This is a genomic window from Pseudomonas sp. RC10 (genome assembly GCF_038397775.1).
Lineage (GTDB): Bacteria > Pseudomonadota > Gammaproteobacteria > Pseudomonadales > Pseudomonadaceae > Aquipseudomonas > Aquipseudomonas bambusae.
Genome location: NZ_CP151650.1, coordinates 5,028,986 through 5,046,338 on the forward strand (window position 1 = coordinate 5,028,986; position 17,353 = coordinate 5,046,338).

11 protein-coding genes are annotated in these 17,353 nt (G+C 60.7%); 4 read left to right on the plus strand and 7 right to left on the minus strand.

Going from position 1 to position 17,353, the window contains the following annotated elements:
• Positions 1-95: 95 nt before the first annotated feature.
• Together AAEO81_RS22955 and lpxH are read left to right on the plus strand one after the other, a co-directional pair.
• Positions 96-599, plus strand: coding sequence for a peptidylprolyl isomerase (locus AAEO81_RS22955; RefSeq protein ID WP_341959283.1), 504 nt, complete (start codon positions 96-98; stop codon positions 597-599).
• Positions 596-1,369 (plus strand): UDP-2,3-diacylglucosamine diphosphatase, encoded by a 774-nt coding sequence (lpxH, locus tag AAEO81_RS22960; protein ID WP_341959284.1) that lies wholly within the window; start codon positions 596-598, stop codon positions 1,367-1,369. Before AAEO81_RS22955 ends, lpxH begins: the two co-directional genes overlap by 4 nt.
• 139 nt (positions 1,370-1,508) lie before the next feature.
• Here the strand turns inward: lpxH and AAEO81_RS22965 are convergent, their stop codons facing one another.
• The 5 genes from AAEO81_RS22965 to miaE all read right to left on the minus strand — a co-directional run bounded on the left by AAEO81_RS22965 (position 1,509) and on the right by miaE (position 7,138).
• Positions 1,509-3,041 carry a DHA2 family efflux MFS transporter permease subunit gene (locus AAEO81_RS22965; protein ID WP_341959286.1) on the minus strand — a complete coding sequence of 511 codons (1,533 nt, stop codon included), beginning with the start codon at positions 3,039-3,041 and terminating at the stop codon, positions 1,509-1,511.
• Positions 3,042-3,104: 63 nt separating this feature from the next.
• On the minus strand, positions 3,105-4,403 hold the full coding sequence (locus AAEO81_RS22970) for an HlyD family efflux transporter periplasmic adaptor subunit (protein WP_341959287.1): 1,299 nt from the start codon (positions 4,401-4,403) through the stop codon (positions 3,105-3,107).
• A 10-nt stretch (positions 4,404-4,413) separates the two neighbouring features.
• Complete coding sequence (locus AAEO81_RS22975; protein ID WP_341959289.1) at positions 4,414-5,910, minus strand: efflux transporter outer membrane subunit; 1,497 nt, start codon at positions 5,908-5,910, stop codon at positions 4,414-4,416.
• Positions 5,907-6,380, minus strand: a complete 474-nt coding sequence (locus AAEO81_RS22980; protein WP_166593242.1) for a MarR family transcriptional regulator — start codon at positions 6,378-6,380, stop codon at positions 5,907-5,909. Before AAEO81_RS22980 ends, AAEO81_RS22975 begins: the two co-directional genes overlap by 4 nt.
• 149 nt (positions 6,381-6,529) lie before the next feature.
• Complete coding sequence (miaE, locus tag AAEO81_RS22985) at positions 6,530-7,138, minus strand: tRNA isopentenyl-2-thiomethyl-A-37 hydroxylase MiaE (protein WP_341964603.1); 609 nt, start codon at positions 7,136-7,138, stop codon at positions 6,530-6,532.
• Between the two features lie 194 nt (positions 7,139-7,332).
• On the opposite strand from miaE, the gene AAEO81_RS22990 reads away from it, so the two are divergent.
• Complete coding sequence (locus AAEO81_RS22990) at positions 7,333-8,208, plus strand: universal stress protein (RefSeq protein ID WP_341959292.1); 876 nt, start codon at positions 7,333-7,335, stop codon at positions 8,206-8,208.
• 150 nt (positions 8,209-8,358) lie between these two features.
• Here AAEO81_RS22990 and AAEO81_RS22995 read toward each other — a convergent pair whose 3' ends face one another.
• Positions 8,359-8,826 carry a DUF1289 domain-containing protein gene (locus AAEO81_RS22995; RefSeq protein ID WP_166593792.1) on the minus strand — a complete coding sequence of 156 codons (468 nt, stop codon included), beginning with the start codon at positions 8,824-8,826 and terminating at the stop codon, positions 8,359-8,361.
• Positions 8,827-9,265: 439 nt separating this feature from the next.
• On the opposite strand from AAEO81_RS22995, the gene acnB reads away from it, so the two are divergent.
• Positions 9,266-11,866 (plus strand): bifunctional aconitate hydratase 2/2-methylisocitrate dehydratase, encoded by a 2,601-nt coding sequence (gene acnB, locus AAEO81_RS23000; RefSeq protein ID WP_166593245.1) that lies wholly within the window; start codon positions 9,266-9,268, stop codon positions 11,864-11,866.
• 189 nt (positions 11,867-12,055) lie between these two features.
• On the opposite strand, the gene AAEO81_RS23005 is transcribed toward acnB, so the two are convergent.
• A complete protein-coding gene (locus AAEO81_RS23005) occupies positions 12,056-16,912 on the minus strand; it encodes an NAD-glutamate dehydrogenase (RefSeq protein ID WP_341959297.1) in 4,857 nt (1,618 codons plus the stop codon).
• Between the last annotated feature and the right edge of the window lie 441 nt (positions 16,913-17,353).

Consider the following 17,353-nt stretch of genomic DNA (forward strand, 5'->3'; position numbering starts at 1 on the left):
GCGCCAGGGTGAATCAGCGGCCCTTGCAGCCAGCTTCTATGCTGTAAACCGCGATCGACACGTCCAACCACGAATTCCAAAAGAGCGATTCGAACATGTCCAAAGTAAAACTGACCACCAACCACGGTGACATCGTCCTGCAACTGAACGCTGAGAAAGCGCCGATCACCGTTGCCAACTTCATCGAATACGTCAACGCTGGCCACTACAGCAACACCGTGTTCCACCGCGTCATCGGCAATTTCATGGTCCAGGGCGGCGGTTTCGAGCCAGGCATGAAAGAGAAGAAAGACAAGCGCCCAAGCATCCAGAACGAAGCCGACAACGGCCTGCCGAACAAGAAGTACAGCGTGGCCATGGCCCGTACCATGGAGCCGCACTCTGCCTCGGCCCAGTTCTTCATCAACGTCGCTGACAACAGCTTCCTGAACCACAGCGCCAAGACCGTTCAAGGCTGGGGCTATGCGGTGTTCGGTGAAGTGGTCGAAGGTTCGGACGTGGTCGACAAGATCAAAAGCGTCGCCACCACTTCCAAAGCAGGCCACCAGGACGTACCGGCTGACGACGTGATCATCGAGAAAGCCGAGATCGTTGAGTGATATTGCTGATCTCCGATCTGCATCTGGAAGAAGGACGTCCGGACATTACCCGGGCGTTTCTGGATCTGCTCAGCGACCGCGCCCGTGGGGCCGAGTCGCTGTATATCCTCGGGGATTTTTTCGAGGTCTGGATTGGCGATGACGCGATGTCGCCTTTCCAGCGCTCGATCTGCGAAGCCCTGCGCGCCTTGAGCGACAGCGGCACGCAGGTGTTCCTGATGCACGGCAATCGCGATTTTCTGATCGGCAAGGCTTTTTGCAAAGCCGCAGGCTGCACCCTGTTGCAAGACCCGAGTGTCGTGCCATTCAACGGTGAGCCGGTGTTGTTGATGCACGGCGACAGCCTGTGTACCCGCGACGAAGCCTATATGCGTATGCGCCGCTACCTGCGCAATCCACTGACTTTATGGGTCCTGCGCCATCTGCCCTTGAGCACCCGGCATAAACTCGCGCGCAAGTTGCGCAGTGAAAGCCGCGCGCAGACCCGCATGAAAGCCAACGACATCGTTGACGTGACCCCGGAAGAAGTCCCGCGGATCATGTCCGAATATGGGGTAAAAACCCTGATCCACGGCCACACCCACCGCCCCGCCATTCACAAATTGCAGATAGGCAACGACACCGCGCAACGGATCGTGCTGGGGGATTGGGATCGGGAAGGATGGGCGTTGCAGGTCGATGAACAAGGCTTTCAACTGACCTCGTTCGGGTTTGTGCAGGAGCAGCCGTTGGGGTTGCCACAGGACTTCCAGACACCACACACCCTGTAGATAGGTGCCAGACGAACCCTCTGCGGTGTACGCAAACCTCGTAGGAGCGCGCTTGCCCGCGATGGCGTCAGGCCTGCGACAACGATGCGTCTGACATACCGCCATCGCGGGCAAGCGCGCTCCTACAATGGCTGGTGCCTCAATGCCCTGCCCCCGGCCCGGCCTTGGCGGCGAACGGCGGTTTGGCCATCCAGATGATGAAGATCAGGACCATGAACCCCCAGCCCATCATGTAGAAATAATCCACCGTGGACATCATGTAGGCCTGGCTGGTGACCATGCTGTCGAGCTGCGCGTAGGCCTGGTTGCTTGGGCCGCCCAGCATGTCCAGCGCGTGTCGCGTGGTCGGTTCGTAGGTGTTCACGTTTTCGCTGAGGTACGCGTGGTGCATGTTCGCCCGGCGAATCCAGATCCAGGTCGTCAACGAGGCCGCGAAGCTGCCGCCGAGGTTACGCAAAAACGTCGCCAGCCCCGAACCGTCGGCAATCTGCGACGGCGGCAGGTCCGACAGCAGGATGCTCAAGGTCGGCATGAAGAACACCGCAATCCCCGCCCCCATGAACAGCTGCACCATCGCGATGTGGTAGAAATCCACCTGACTCGTGAAATTCGAGCGCATGAAACAGCTCATGCCGATGACCAGAAACGCCAGCCCCGCCAATAGCCGCAGGTCGAACTTCGGCGCGTACTTGCCCACGAACGGCGACAGCAGCACTGGCAATATCCCCAACGGCGCCACGGCCAGCCCCGCATATGTCGGCGTGTAGCCCATCTGCGTCTGCAACCATTGCGGCAAAATCAGGTTGATCCCGAAAAAGCCCGCGTACCCCAACACCAGACAAATGGTCCCGACCCTGAAGTTGCGGAACGAAAACAGCCGCAAGTTCACCACCGGGTGCTCATCGGTCAACTCCCAGATGATGAAGGCCGCTATGCCAATGGCCGAAATCACCGAACCGATGATGATGAAGTTCGACGAGAACCAGTCCAGGTCATTGCCCTTGTCGAGCACCACCTGCAAGGCCCCCACGCCGATGATCAGGGTGATCAGCCCGATATAGTCCATGGGCTGTCGGACGATGTTCACCGGGCGTGCCGCCAATTGGGTGCGCACCACGAACGCGGCGAACAGGCCAATCGGCACGTTGATGAAGAAGATCCACGGCCAGGCATAACTGTCCGTGATCCAGCCGCCGAGAATCGGCCCGGCAATCGGTGCCGCCACCGTGACCATCGCCAGCAGTGCCAGTGCCATCCCCCGTTTCGCCGGAGGATAGACGGCGATCAACAGCGTTTGCGCCATCGGGTACAGCGGGCCTGCGACCAGACCTTGCACCACCCTGAAGCCCACGAGTTCAGGCATCGACGTCGAAATGCCACACAAGAACGAGGCAATCACGAACAGCAGCGTCGCCCATATAAAAAGCTTCACCTCGCCAAAACGACGGCTCAGCCAGCCGGTCAATGGCAGCGCAATGGCGTTACTGACTGCAAACGAGGTGATAACCCAGGTGCCCTGGTCCGAACTCACTCCCAGGTTGCCGGAAATCGTCGGCAGCGCAACGTTGGCAATGGTGGTGTCCAGCACCTGCATGAACGTCGCCAGCGACAGGCCGATGGTGCTCAAGACCAGGCTGGGCGGCGTGAAAGAAGCGGGAGCGTTGTTACTCATCGCGAATCCTTTGACTCTTGGAAATGGCCCCGACCTGAGAGTCGGAGCCAATGAATCGGCGGGTTAGCGCTGGGCAGCCTTGTTCGGGCCGGAGGCGCTGTTCTCGTGAATCAGGCGCCCGATCAGGGTGTCGGCTTCGGCCAGTTGCTTGACGTACACGTCGGTGGTGAAAGAGGCCTGTTTAGGCGGCTGTTGCGCCAGCACCGGGCCATTCTGGTCGTGCAGGTTCACGTCAACGACGGTGGACAGGCCGATACGCAGCGGGTTTTGCTTCAGTTCGTCAGGGTTGATGTGAATCCGCACCGGCACCCGTTGCACGATCTTGATCCAGTTACCCGTGGCGTTCTGCGCGGGCAGCAGGGCAAACGCGCTGCCGGTCCCGGCGCCGACGCTGTCCACGGTGCCGCTGTATTTCACGTCGCTGCCGTACAGGTCCGCTTCGATGTCCACCGGCTGGCCGATGCGCATCTTGCCCAGCTGGGTTTCCTTGAAGTTCGCATCGATCCACACCTGATCCAGCGGGATCACCGCCATCAGCGCCGTACCCGGCTGAACGCGCTGACCCAGCTGCACCGTACGCTTGGCGACATAGCCCGTGACCGGCGCAATCAGCGTGCTGCGGGCGCTGTTCAGGTAAGCCTGACGGAACTGCGACGCGGCCGCTTTCACGTCCGGATGCGACGCCACGTTGGTGTCGTCCACCAGCGCGGTGCTGGTCACCAGTTGCTGCTGGATGTTGTTCAGGGCGTTTTGCGCACTGGTCAGGTCATCCTGCGCGTGGGACAGCTCTTCCTGGGAAATTGCCCCGCCCGCTGCCAGGTTGCGACGACGGTTGTAGTTGTCCTGAGCCCGTTTGACCTCGGCACGCTGGGCGGCCAATTGCGCCTTGATGCCGTCCACATTGCTGTAGAGACCACGCACCTGACGCACGACCTTGCCCAGATTCGCTTCAGCACTTTGCAATGCAACTTCGGCGTCGTTCGGGTCGAACTGCACCAGCACCTGCCCTTCGCGAACCAGATCGCCATCGTCGGCGCCGATACTGACCACCGTGCCCGTGGTTTGCGGAGTGATCTCCACCACGTTGCCGTTGACGTAGGCGTCGTCGGTGCTTTCGTACCACTGGCCGTAAATCTCATACCAGGCCCAGACGCCGATACCGGCGAGGATCACGATGATCAACAGGCCAAACATCAGCAGTTTGCGCTTGCGCGGGTTTTTCTGCGGCTGACCCGGCGCGGCCTTCTGGTCTTTCTGGTCCTTCTGGTCCTTCTGACCATTCTGGTTCTGCTGTTCGCCCGGCTTCTGAGCGTCGTTCTGTTGTTCGTTTGCTGGGTTGTTTTCGCTATCGGCGTTGGCCATGACGATTACCTTAATGGGTCAGCGATGCAGTTGACGGGACGGCCGGGGCGGCGTTTTCGCCGGGCTTGCTCTCTTCAAAGCCTCCCCCCAGTGCCTGCATCAACTGGATCGAAAGATCGATTCGTTCCGCGTTCAGATCAGCCAGTTGGCGTTGCGATTGCAGCAGTTGCTGCTCAACGCTCAACACATCGAGGTAGTTGCCGATCCCCGATGAGTAGCGCTGAACGACGGTGTTGTAGGACTTCTGAATGACGTCGGTGGCCTGCTGACGGGCGTCGATCTGCCCGCTGATCGAACGCAATTGGCCGATGTTGTCGCTGACATCACCCAAGGCACGCACCAGGCTTTTGTTGTACTGCGCGACGGCCAGGTCGTAGTCGGCGTCCCGGGCATCGAGGTCGGCGCGACGGCGACCGCCATCGAAGATCGGCAACGAAACGGTCGGCGCGACGTTAAAGAAGCGGCTCGCCGAACCGAACATCGCGTCACCCAGCAGCGACTCCACCCCAGCCGACGCACTGAGGTTCAGGTTCGGGTAGAAGTTGGTCTTGCTGACCGCGATGTCCTTGTTCGCGGCCTCGACCCGCCAGCGGGCAGCCACCAGATCAGGGCGACGGCCGAGCAATTCAGCCGGCACCACCGACGGCAGGGCGACGACCGCAGGCTTCAGCACGGTCGGACGCGCCAGCTCTTCGCCGCGATCCGGGCCTTTGCCCATCAACACGGCCAGGGTGATCTTGGCGGTGCGCAGGCGTTTGTCGGCGTCGACCAAGGCCTCGCGAGAGCTGGCTTCCAGGCTTTCGGTCTGCTGGTATTGGTACTCGCTGTCGATGCCGGACTTGAAGCGACGGGCGCCCAGCTCCAGCAATTGCCGCGTGCGTTTCAGGTCGTCGGCGGCCAGATCGCGAACGATGTAGGCCTGACCCAGATCGCTGTAGGCGCGGGCGACGTCGGCCGCAAGGGTCAACTGCGCGGCGCGCTGGTCGATTTCAGACGCGCGGGCCTGGCCCAACGCCGCTTCCCAGGCAGCACGCTGGCCGCCCCACAGGTCGAAGTTGTAATTGAAGCTGGCGCCCAGACTGCGCAGCGTGCTGTAACGGTCGCCCGTGCCGGTCGGGTCCTGATCCTTGGCCAGACGAGAACGGCTGACGCTGGCGTTGGCATCGACGGTCGGCATGCGCTCGGCGTCGGCGGCATAGGCGGCAGCACTGGCCTGGTGAGTCCGTGCGGCGGCGATCTGCATGTCAGGGCTGTCGCGCAGGGCTTCCGTGATCAGGCCGTTGAGTTGAGGGTCGCCCAGGCTGGTCCACCAGTCGCGCTTCGGCCAGGCCGCTGGCGACAGGTTAATGCCATTGAGGCTGTTTCCGGCCTGCAAGCTGTTGGCGTCGATGCCGACGGCCTCGGTGTGCAAGCCTTTGGAGTTCGCGCAACCGGCCATGACCAGTGCGGCGAACACAAGACTGAGAGAGGTGCGCAAGGCCGAGCCCTGCGGGGATCGAATGTTCATTTGGCTGCAATCCGGGCGAGTGTGATCGGGTCCGCCGCCGCGACCAGCACCTTGGTGAGCAATTTTTCCAGCATGGCCAGTTCGTCCTTGTCCAACACCCCGACCATTTCGTTCAGGGCCTCTGCGCCGATCTGCGGCAACAGGTCCGACAGCGTTTTGCCGGCGTCGGTCAACACGAGGCGAACCTGACGCCGATCCGATTCGGAGCGGGTACGGGCCAGCAGGTCTTTCTGCTCCAGACGGTCGAGCATGCGCGTCATGGAGCCGCTGTCCAGGCACAGCGAACGGCAGAGATCAGCCGGTGTTTCGGCGCCATACAACGCGACGATGATCAGCACTTTGAATTGCTGAGCCGTCAGCTCGTAGGGTTCAAGCAGCTTGTCGAGGATACGGTTTTTCAGTTGCTCGGCTCGGCCGATCAGCATGCCCAGCAGGCTGCATTGAAAACTCTCGGGAGTGAAATGTGCCATTGATAGCCACCCATTATCTGCCTAGGCAGTGATTTTGAGCTGATATTACTGCCTAAGCAGTAAACACACAATGAAACAATTTTTAGGATGCAGAGTTCCAGACGAATGTGCTCGTCGGATGAGAGGAAGTGTGCTTGGGCGGCTGGGAATTACAGCGCAGGCACGCCGCTGTGAAACCGGAAATCCTCGTCCGGGCTTTCGATGAGTTCGCGCTCCGCCAAGCGAATCTCTTCGATTTTGGCGTTAACGTCCGCCTCGTCGCCATAGGTGTAGGCCAGCTTCAGGTAATCCTGAAAATGCCGGGCCTCGGACTTGAGCAAGCTGGCGTAGAACTTCGACAGGTCGGCATCCAGATGCGGGACCAGTGCGGCGAAACGTTCGCAGGAGCGCGCTTCGACAATGGCGCCGACGATCAGCGCGTCGGTCAATCGGTAGGGGTTGTGGGTGCGAACGAGCTTGCGCAACGACCCGGCATAACGCGCCGAGCTGATGTTGGCCATGGGGATGCCGCGCTTCTTGATGATGCCGATCACCTGCTCGAAGTGACGCAACTCTTCCCGTGCCAGACGCGACATTTTCGCCAAGAGGTCGAATTTGTCGTTGTACTGGAACATGAACTGGAACGCCGCACCGGCGGCTTTCTTTTCATTGTTCGCGTGGTCGATCAGCAGGATATCCAGGTTCTGCAAGGCGGCCTGAACCCAGGCGTCCGGGGTCGGGCAAAGCAGGAAGGCATTGATGTCTGGATAAAGCGGCATGGGTTCACGACTGGCAGAGTGGGAAAGGCGCAGCATTATACGGGCCTCGACGCGCAGAACCAGCCTCTTGGGCTGGAAATCCGATGACCCCGATCAACGCGTCGCCTCGTCTGGGCCAGCTATAGTCAAGGGGCGAACCCCGACAGCTCAAGCAGGGTCGAAGGTTTCATGACGTCTTCCAAGGAGATCCGCTCATGCACGCGATTCGCAGGATTCTGGTGGTCATTGAACCCAACGCCGACACCGATCAGGCCGCCAACCTCACGATGCCCCGCGCTTGCCTGATCGCTCGTGCCACCGAGGCCAGCCTGCATCTGTTGGTGTGCGACAAAAGTGCGGATCACGGCGAACTGCTGTCGGACCTTCGCCATGTGCTGGAAGCCAAGGGGATCGAGGTCACCACCGAGCAGAACTGGCACGAAAGCACGCACCAGACCATCGTCCAGGCGCAACAGGCGCAGGGCGCGGACCTGGTCATCAAACAGCACTTTCCCGACAGCACTCTGAGAAGAGCCCTGCTCACCCCGGCGGACTGGAAATTGCTGCGCCACTGCCCGTGCCCGGTGCTGATGGTGAAGTCCGACAGGCCGTGGAAAGGCGGGGCGATTCTGGCGGCCGTCGATGTCGGCAATCCGGACGGCGAGCACACGGCCTTGCACTACAGCATCGTCCAGCACGGTTTTGACCTGGCAGAGATGGCGGGCGGTGAACTCCACGTGATCGCGGCGCACCCCTCCCCCACGCTGTCGGCGGCAGAGCCGGTGTATCAACTGCCGACCCACGTCGAGGGGGAATATCGCGAACAGTGCAAGGCGTTTCAGACCGAGTTCGACATCGACGATGCTCACCTGCACATTGCCGAGGGACCGGCGGATGTGCTGATCCCGTTCACAGCACATCATTTACAGGCGGCGGTAACCGTCATTGGAACCGTGGCGCGGACGGGATTTTCGGGCGCGCTGATCGGGAACACGGCAGAAGTGGTGCTGGACTCGCTGGAAAGCGATGTGCTGGTGCTGAAAAGCGAGGAGATCGTGGCGCAGTTGAAGAAGCATCTGGCGCAGGCTTGATGCGGCTTCTCTTCTGAAACGACCACTTCGCGATAACCACGTCCCTTGTGGGAGCGAATTCATTCGCGAAAGGCCAGTACATTCGGCACATCATTGTCGTCTGTAAGCATTTCCGCGAATGAATTGGCTCCCGCAGATGATCCGAGGCGCTTACCCCATCGCATCCTTCAAGAAACCCGGCGCGATGTAACGTTCGTAATGCGCTTCGGACAGCAGGAAGAATTCCCGATCAATGGCATCGCGCAGTTCAGGCAGCGGCCAGTCGCGAAATTCGGGCATCAGCACCATGCCGTACGCTTCCACGTTATTGATCACCCTCGCCCCGCGCGCGATCAATTGGTATGCCCAGCAATACTCCGACTGCTGCGGCACGAAGCGGATTTTGCGCTGTTCGAGCTGCTGCCGCAGCAAACCGGGGTCGAACACTTCGACTTTCGCAGCCATTACCTGCACCAGCAATTGTTCGAGCCGCAGCCACACCGCGCGCTTTTCTTCCTCGTTGTAGCCATTCCAGTGAATGACTTCGTGGTGAAAACGCTTGCATCCCCGGCACACGAGGTCCCCGTAAACGGTGGAACACAGGCCGACACAGGGCGTTTTGATGATGTGGTTGGGCATGGCGGAAAAACACGGCAGCGGACGAAACAAGCCCGCATGTTAGCCCTTTGTCTAAATCGGTACACCCCCGAAGATGTAGGGGCTAACTTACCTTTCCCTTTTTTTTGCCGTAGAATCACCGAGCCTTTTAAGGCGCCAATGTCCGTTGGAAGCTGTTTTCAAAGCGTCACGAGCACAGTCCAGGATCTGTACGGAAAGTCGGCAAGCCCCACTTTTCCCTATGGAGCCTTACCCCGCAGTACGGTTCGACGCAGGCGTAATCCTGCGTCCCCTCCCTCCCAGAGCCGTTCATGCAGGCGTAAAACTTTGAAAACAGCTTCTGTTGGAGATCGTCAGCTTCCTGCCTGAAAACTCAAAAAGTTTTGACATGCACGGTCGCGGACTTTTTCCGGATGAGCGTCCCGGACACCCATTTGGGACCACTGATGAGGGTAATACTGTGCTTGAAGCCTACCGTAAACACATCGAAGAGCGTGCCGCCCAGGGTATCGTGCCCCAGCCGCTTAACGCCGAACAAACCGCAGGCCTGGTCGAGCTGCTGAAGAACCCACCGGCTGGCGAAGAAGCTGTCCTCCTTGATCTGATCACCAACCGCGTTCCACCAGGCGTTGACGAAGCTGCCTACGTCAAAGCCGGTTTCCTCTCCGCTCTGGCCAAGGGCGAAGTCTCTTCCCCTCTGCTGGACAAGAAGCGCGCTGTAGAACTGCTCGGCACCATGCAGGGCGGCTACAACATCGTGACCATGGTTGACCTGCTGGACGATGCCGATCTGGCACCTGTCGCAGCCGAGCAACTGAAGCACACCCTGCTGATGTTCGACGCCTTCCACGACGTCGCTGAAAAAGCCAAGAACGGCAACGCACACGCTCAAGGCGTGCTGCAGTCCTGGGCTGACGGCGAGTGGTTCCAGAAGCGTCCGACCCTGGCTGAAAAGATCAGCCTGCGCGTGTTCAAGGTCACCGGCGAAACCAACACCGACGACCTGTCGCCTGCACCGGATGCCTGGTCCCGTCCTGACATCCCGCTGCACGCCCTGGCCATGCTGAAAATGGCACGCGACGGCATCGTGCCTGATGTGCAAGGCGCCATCGGCCCGATGAAGCAGATCGAAGAAATGCGCGGTCAAGGCTTCCCTATCGCCTACGTCGGTGACGTGGTCGGTACCGGTTCTTCGCGTAAATCCGCCACCAACTCGGTGCTGTGGTTCTTCGGTGACGACGTTCCTTACGTGCCGAACAAGCGCGCTGGCGGCTTCTGCTTCGGCAGCAAGATCGCTCCAATCTTCTACAACACCATGGAAGATGCCGGCGCACTGCCCATCGAATTCGATGTGACCAACATCAACATGGGCGACGTGATCGACGTTTACCCGTACGAAGGCAAGGTCACCAAGCACGACAGCGACGAAGTGATCACCACGTTCGAACTGAAAACCCCTGTGCTGCTGGACGAAGTCCGCGCCGGTGGCCGTATTCCGTTGATCATCGGTCGTGGTCTGACGGGCAAGGCGCGCACCGAGCTGGGTCTGCCACCATCGACCCTGTTCAAGCTGCCTGACGTTCCAGCGGCCAGCACCAAGGGTTTCACCCTGGCGCAGAAAATGGTCGGCAAGGCCTGCGGCACCGACGGCATCCGTCCAGGTACTTACTGCGAGCCGAAGATGACCACCGTCGGTTCTCAGGACACCACTGGTCCAATGACCCGTGACGAGCTGAAAGACCTGGCGTGCCTGGGCTTCTCGACCGACCTGGTGATGCAGTCGTTCTGCCACACCGCGGCCTATCCAAAGCCGATCGACGTCAAGACCCACCACACCCTGCCTGACTTCATCATGACCCGTGGCGGCGTTTCGCTGCGTCCGGGCGACGGCATCATCCACAGCTGGTTGAACCGCATGCTGCTGCCGGACACCGTCGGCACCGGTGGCGACTCCCACACCCGTTTCCCGATCGGTATCTCGTTCCCGGCCGGTTCCGGTCTGGTCGCGTTCGCCGCTGCCACTGGTGTCATGCCGCTGGACATGCCGGAATCGATCCTGGTCCGTTTCAAAGGCAAGCTGCAACCGGGCGTCACCCTGCGTGACCTGGTTCACGCGATTCCTTACTACGCGATCCAGAAAGGCCTGCTGACCGTCGAGAAAAAAGGCAAGAAAAACGCCTTCTCGGGTCGTATCCTGGAAATCGAAGGTCTGGACAACCTGAGCATCGAACAGGCTTTCGAGCTGTCCGACGCCTCGGCCGAACGTTCGGCTGCCGGTTGCACCATCAAGCTCTCCAAAGAGCCGATCATCGAATACCTCAGCTCCAACATCACCCTGCTGCGCTGGATGATCGCGGAAGGCTACGGTGATCCACGTACGCTGGAGCGCCGTGCCCAGGCGATGGAAGCCTGGATTGCCAACCCTGAACTGCTGGAAGCCGATGCCGACGCGGAATACGCTGAAATCATCGAGATCGACCTGGCCGACGTCAAAGAGCCTGTGCTCTGCGCGCCGAACGACCCGGACGACGCCCGTCTGCTGTCCAGCGTTGCTGGCGAGAAGATCGACGAAGTGTTCATCGGTTCGTGCATGACCAACATCGGTCACTTCCGCGCTGCCGGTAAGTTGCTGGATCAGGTCAAAGGTCAGCTGCCAACCCGTCTGTGGCTGTCGCCGCCGACCAAAATGGACGCTCATCAACTGACCGAAGAAGGCTACTACGGCATCTACGGCAAGGCTGGCGCACGCATGGAAATGCCGGGCTGCTCGCTGTGCATGGGCAACCAGGCACGTGTGAACCCGAACGCCACCGTGGTCTCGACCTCGACCCGTAACTTCCCGAACCGTCTCGGCGACGGCGCGAACGTCTACCTGGCCTCGGCCGAGTTGGCGTCCGTTGCATCGATCCTGGGTCGCCTGCCGACCGTCGAGGAGTACATGGTGTACGCGGGCAAGATCGACAGCATGTCTGCCGATGTCTACCGCTACCTGAGCTTCGACCAGATCGCCGAGTTCCGTGAATCTGCTGCGAACGCCAACATCCCGGTTGTTCAAGCGTAAGAACGAAACAGAGCGTTGAAAGAACCCCACTTCGGTGGGGTTTTTTATGGGGATTGGTTTTGTTGATCGTTCCCACGCTCCGCGTGGGAATGCCTCACGTGACGCTCCGCGTGAAGCAAAAAAAACCCCACATCTCACGACGCAGGGCTTTTTCTTGCAGCTTGGCGCTTACAACTTGAAGCTAGCGCCTCAAACCACCGTCGTCTGCCCACTCATGGCCAGGTCCAGCAGCTCGCGGTTGGCGACCGCGTACATCGCGTAGTCGTTGCCACTCGCTGCACGCAGTTCGACCAGCATGGCGCGCCAGCGCTCGACCATCGGCAGGTGTTGCTCCAGCCACAGGTTCAGGCGCTCTTCCACGTCCGCAGGGCCGTTGGCCATTTGCAGGACGGAGACGGTGATCGCCCGTTGTTGCCAGTCGATGTCGTCGCGGAAGGCTTCGCGGGCCAGGGCCTGCCAGTTGTTCTCCACAGGCAGTGCACTGATCTGTTGCAGGTACCAGGTGACATCCAGCGAACCGCCCACGGCGAAGTACACCTTGGCCACATCAGCGGCGTTCTGGCCGGTGACGTCGGAGGCTTCGATGATTGGCAGCAGCGTGTAGAGGTGCGTAGTGCCTGCCACCATCCGTGCCAACAACTCAGGCACGCCTGCTTCGACGTACTCCTGATAACGCGCCTGCCAGACTTCACGGGGCGGGCCTTCCAGCAGCTCGTCCAGTTTCAGGCCTAGTGCCGCAAGGTGCGGCCCGAAGTGCGCGACGTCACGTGCCGCGTCGAGTTCGTTGCGACGGCTGCGCAGGAACCAGCGCGTGGCGCGACGTCCCAGGCGCATCAGTTCATCCATCAGCGCCAGCTGAATTTCAGCGGGAACCTTGTAGTCAAGCGCTTCGATCTGACGGAACCAGTGCGGGAGGTGGAAGATGTCACGCACGATCACGTAGGCACCGGCCACGTTGGCCGCACTCATGCCGGTCGACTCTTTGAGTCGTTGCACGAAGGTGATGCCCATGTGGTTGACCAGGTCGTTGGCGATCTGGGTGCTGACGATTTCACGTTTCAGACGGTGGCGACGCATGGAGTCCGAGAACTTCGCACCGAGGGACGGCGGGAAGGCGGTTTCCATGTCGCGGGCCAGGTAATCGTCGTCCGGAACGCGGGATTCCAGCAGCGCTTCCTTGAGGTCGATCTTGCTGTAGGAGATCAGCACCGACAGTTCGGCGCGGGTCAGGCCCTGTTTCTCGGCCACGCGTTCGGCAATCTGATCTTCGGCGGGCAGGAACTCGATGGCGCGGTCCAGCTTGCCACGGGATTCCAGGTCGCTCATCAGGCGCTTGTATTCGGCAATGCGCTCGTAAGCACGACGGGCCGCCAGGGACAGGGCTTGCGTCTGCTTGTAGTTGTTGCCGAGCACCAGATTGCCCACTTCGTCGGTCATGCTTTCGAGCAGCAGGTTGCGCTGTTTCTCGGTCATGTCACCGGCCTGCACCACTTCGTTGAGCAGGATTTTGATGTTCACTTCGTGGTCGGAGCAGTCCACACCACCGGCGTTGTCGATGAAGTCGGTGTTGGTCGCACCGCCCAGCAGGCCGAATTCGACGCGACCCAGTTGGGTCATGCCGAGGTTGCCGCCCTCGCCCACCACTTTGCAGCGCAGCTGGTTGCCGTTGACGCGCAGGGCGTCGTTGGCCTTGTCGCCCACGTCGGCGTGGCTCTCGGAGCTGGCCTTGACGTAGGTGCCGATGCCGCCGTTCCACAGCAGGTCCACCGGCGCCTTGAGCAATGCGTGCATCAACTCGGTCGGGGTCAGTTTGTCGGCACTGATGTCGAAGCGTGCTTTCATCTGCGGGGTGATGGTGATGCTCTTCAGGCTGCGCGGGAAGATACCGCCGCCTTCGGACATGATGCTGGTGTCGTAGTCGGTCCAGGCCGAACGCGGCAGGTCGAACAGACGCTGACGCTCGGCGAAGCTGGTGGCCGGGTCCGGATTCGGGTCGATGAAGATGTGCAGGTGGTTGAACGCGGCCACCAGTTGCAGCTTGTCGGACATCAACAGGCCGTTACCGAACACGTCACCGGCCATGTCGCCGACGCCGATCACGCTGACGCTGTCTTGCTGGACGTTGATCCCACGCTCGCGGAAGTGGCGTTGCACGCCGACCCACGCGCCCTTGGCGGTGATGCCCATTTTCTTGTGGTCGTAACCGGCCGAGCCGCCGGAGGCGAACGCGTCGCCCAACCAGAATCCATAGTCGATAGCGATGCCGTTGGCGATGTCGGAGAAGGTTGCGGTGCCCTTGTCCGCCGCGACCACCAGGTACGGGTCATCGTCGTCATGGCGCACGACGTTGACAGGCGGCACGAGTGCGCCTTCTTTCAGGTTGTCGGTGATGTCCAACAGACCGGAAATGAAGATCCGGTAGCAGGCGATTGCCTCAGCCTGAATCTCGTCGCGGGTGCCAGTGGTCGGCAGACGACGGGGCAGGAAGCCACCCTTCGCGCCCACCGGCACGATGACCGAGTTCTTCACTTGTTGGGCTTTGACCAGGCCCAACACTTCGGTACGGAAGTCTTCTTCACGGTCCGACCAGCGCAGGCCGCCACGGGCGACATTGCCGAAGCGCAGGTGAACACCCTCGACGCGTGGCGAGTAGACGAAGATTTCGAACTTCGGCACTGGCTTCGGCAGCTCGGGGATCAGGCGCGGGTTGAACTTGAAGCTGAAGTAGCTCTTGTTCTGGCCGTTGGCGTCGGTCTGGTAGAAGTTGGTGCGCATGGTCGCCTTGATCAGGTCAAGGTAGCGACGCAGGATGCGGTCTTCGTTGAGCACCTGAACATCGTCCAGCGCCGACAGGATCGCGGTTTCCAGACGCTGTTGCATGTCGTCCAGATCGCCACCGGACAGCTTGCGCGCCAGATAGAAGCGGGTCTTGAACAGACGCGTCAGCTCGCGGGCGATGTCGGCGTGGTTGTTCAGGGTGCTCGCGATGTAGCCCAGGTCGAAGCCCAGACGGATCTGCTTCAGGTAACGGGCGTAAGCGCGCAGCAGCGCCACGTCACGCCACGGCAGACCGGCCGTCAGCACCAGACGGTTGAACGCGTCGTTCTCCGCTTCGCCACGGACGATGTGAACGAACGCGTCCTGCAACGTGTCGTTGAGCTGTTGCAGGTCCAGGTTCAGGCCTTCGCCGTAGGTGAAGGCAAAGTCGTGAATCCAGAATTCGCGGCCGTTGGTGTGACGCAGGCGATACGGGAATTCACCCAGCACACGCAGGCCGAGGTTTTCCAGAATCGGCAGCACGTCGGACAGCGCCAGCGGGGTGTCGGCGTGGTACAGCTTGCAGTGCAGCTGCGCTTTATCGCCCGACAGTGGCTGGTAGAAGCTCATCACCAGTGGATTGGCGTCGGACAGGTTCAGCAGGTGCTGCATGTCGACCACGGCGGAGTGCGCGGCGAAACGCTCGCGGTAACCGGCCGGGAAGCCTTTCGGGAAGTCGGCCAGGACATTGGTGCCCTGGGCTTCGCCGAAGCTTTCGACGACCAGGCTGGCGTAGTCGTCCTTCCACGAACGGCAGGCCTGGATGACTTCGTTTTCCAGCTGCTGCGGGTCGATGTCGAGGGTGACTTTCGGGTCCACGCGCAGGATCAGCTGCACGCGGGCCAGCACGGACTCGGAGAAGAAGGTCCAGAACTCGCAGTCGCTGGCCTTCAGGCGCTCCATCAGCACCTGCTGGATTTTCTGGCGCACTTCGGTGGAGTAGACGTCACGCGGCACGTAGGCCAGGCAGTAGCAGAAGCGGCCGTACGGGTCTTTGCGCAGGAACACGCGAATCTTGTTGCGCTCCTGGATCTGCACGATGGACATGACGGTGGTGAACAGCTCGTCCACCGGGGTCTGGAACAGATCGTCACGGGGCAGCACTTCGACGACTTGGGTCAGCTCTTTGCCCAAGTGGGCCTTGGCGTCGAAGCCGGAACGGCGCTCGACTTCGGCCACCTTGCGGCGGATGTACGGAATGGCACGCACGCTCTCGCCGTACACCGACGAGGTGTAGAGGCCCATGAAGCGGCATTCCTTGATGACCTTGCCGTTGGCGTCGATCTGGCGGATCGACACATAGTCCGGGTACGCCGGACGGTGCACGCGGCTCGGCGCGGCGGCCTTGGCGAAGGACAGCAGGGTCGGCTCTTGCAGGTAATTCACTGCGTAGCCTTCAATGTGCAGCTCTTCGGCGGTCAGGCCCGCACGCAGCAGTTTGGTCAGGCCGAGAAAGGAGGACTGATCGTAGGTCAACTGGCCACCTTCGGCGCCGCCCTCGACCGTGAACTCTTCGTAGCCCAAGAAGGTGAAATGGTTGTTCACCAGCCATTCGAGGAAAACTTTGACCTCGGCTTTCTCGTCGGGATCGACGTTGTACTCGATGGCATCGACGCCCGCCAACAGTTCGTGCAGCTTGGCTTTCATCGGTTCGAAGTCTTCGACCGCGACCCGCACTTCGCCCAGTACCTGCTCCAGTTCGCGGGCCAGCACCGCCAGTTCGGCAGCGTTGGCGCAACGGTCGATTTCCAGGTACATCAGCGATTCTTGCAGAACGTCGTCACCGGTCGTGCCTTTTGGCAACAGTTCGACCAGTTGGCCCTTCTCGTCACGGCGCACGCTCAGCACGGTGGTTTGCAGCGTGTGGATGCTGTAACCGCGACGGTTCAGCTCGGTGCGGACAGAATCGACCAGGAACGGCAGGTCGTGGTGCAACACTTCAACGGCGGTGTGGGTGGATTGCCAGCCATGACGCTCGTAATCAGGGTTGTAGACGCGCACTTGCGGGGTGCTGTGTTCGAAACGTTCGAGCAGACGCCATGCGGACAGGGTGCAGCCGGCAAGGTCGGACAGCCTGCGTTGGGTCAACTCGTCGAGGGAAATGATGCCGAAGAACTGGTCGGCGAACAGCGCCACTTGTGGCAGTGCCTGTTCACTGATGTGCTGAGCCAGTGCCGCTCGCAGTTGATGCTGAAAGTCGGACTTGCTGGCTGCGGTGAAGAACGCCATCTGTGGTACTCCGCTTGGCTTGGCTTTTATATAGGAGAGATGCGTGTTTCGGGGTCGTACTGCATGTGTGCCACGTTTGCGCCTGTTCGATGATAGTCGGCAGATCGTGACAAGGCGCCGTTCGCGACCACATGCCCTAGTAGTAACGCTCGTCGTGTGTGCGTCGTCACATTCGATTGACCCGAATGACGGTCGATGTGCGTCTGCCCAGGCAGGCTCGGCCCATGTCCGTTCATCTGCTGCGCAGCTTAACGAGAGCGGGCCCCGCCCTGCTTGCGACGCTGCGACATATTCGGACATCGGGTTGTACGGGAATGTTTCAGAATGAGGATCGGTGCGCGTGCTTCTGCCCGAAGGCCGTAGGCGCTGGCTTGCGTGGGGTTTGAAAATCAGGTGCAGGCAAATTTTCCGCAGGACTGGCAAAATCCCTCCCCTGCCCCG

Coding starts and splice junctions, on each gene's coding strand:
- miaE (WP_341964603.1), bottom strand. CDS start 7,138: ATGCCGCTTTATCCAGACATCAATGCCTTCCTGCTTTGCCCGACCCCG.
- AAEO81_RS22980 (WP_166593242.1), bottom strand. CDS start 6,380: ATGGCACATTTCACTCCCGAGAGTTTTCAATGCAGCCTGCTGGGCATG.
- AAEO81_RS22975 (WP_341959289.1), bottom strand. CDS start 5,910: ATGAACATTCGATCCCCGCAGGGCTCGGCCTTGCGCACCTCTCTCAGT.
- AAEO81_RS22995 (WP_166593792.1), bottom strand. CDS start 8,826: ATGCCCAACCACATCATCAAAACGCCCTGTGTCGGCCTGTGTTCCACC.
- AAEO81_RS22970 (WP_341959287.1), bottom strand. CDS start 4,403: ATGGCCAACGCCGATAGCGAAAACAACCCAGCAAACGAACAACAGAAC.
- AAEO81_RS22990 (WP_341959292.1), top strand. CDS start 7,333: ATGCACGCGATTCGCAGGATTCTGGTGGTCATTGAACCCAACGCCGAC.
- AAEO81_RS22965 (WP_341959286.1), bottom strand. CDS start 3,041: ATGAGTAACAACGCTCCCGCTTCTTTCACGCCGCCCAGCCTGGTCTTG.
- AAEO81_RS22955 (WP_341959283.1), top strand. CDS start 96: ATGTCCAAAGTAAAACTGACCACCAACCACGGTGACATCGTCCTGCAA.
- AAEO81_RS23005 (WP_341959297.1), bottom strand. CDS start 16,912: ATGGCGTTCTTCACCGCAGCCAGCAAGTCCGACTTTCAGCATCAACTG.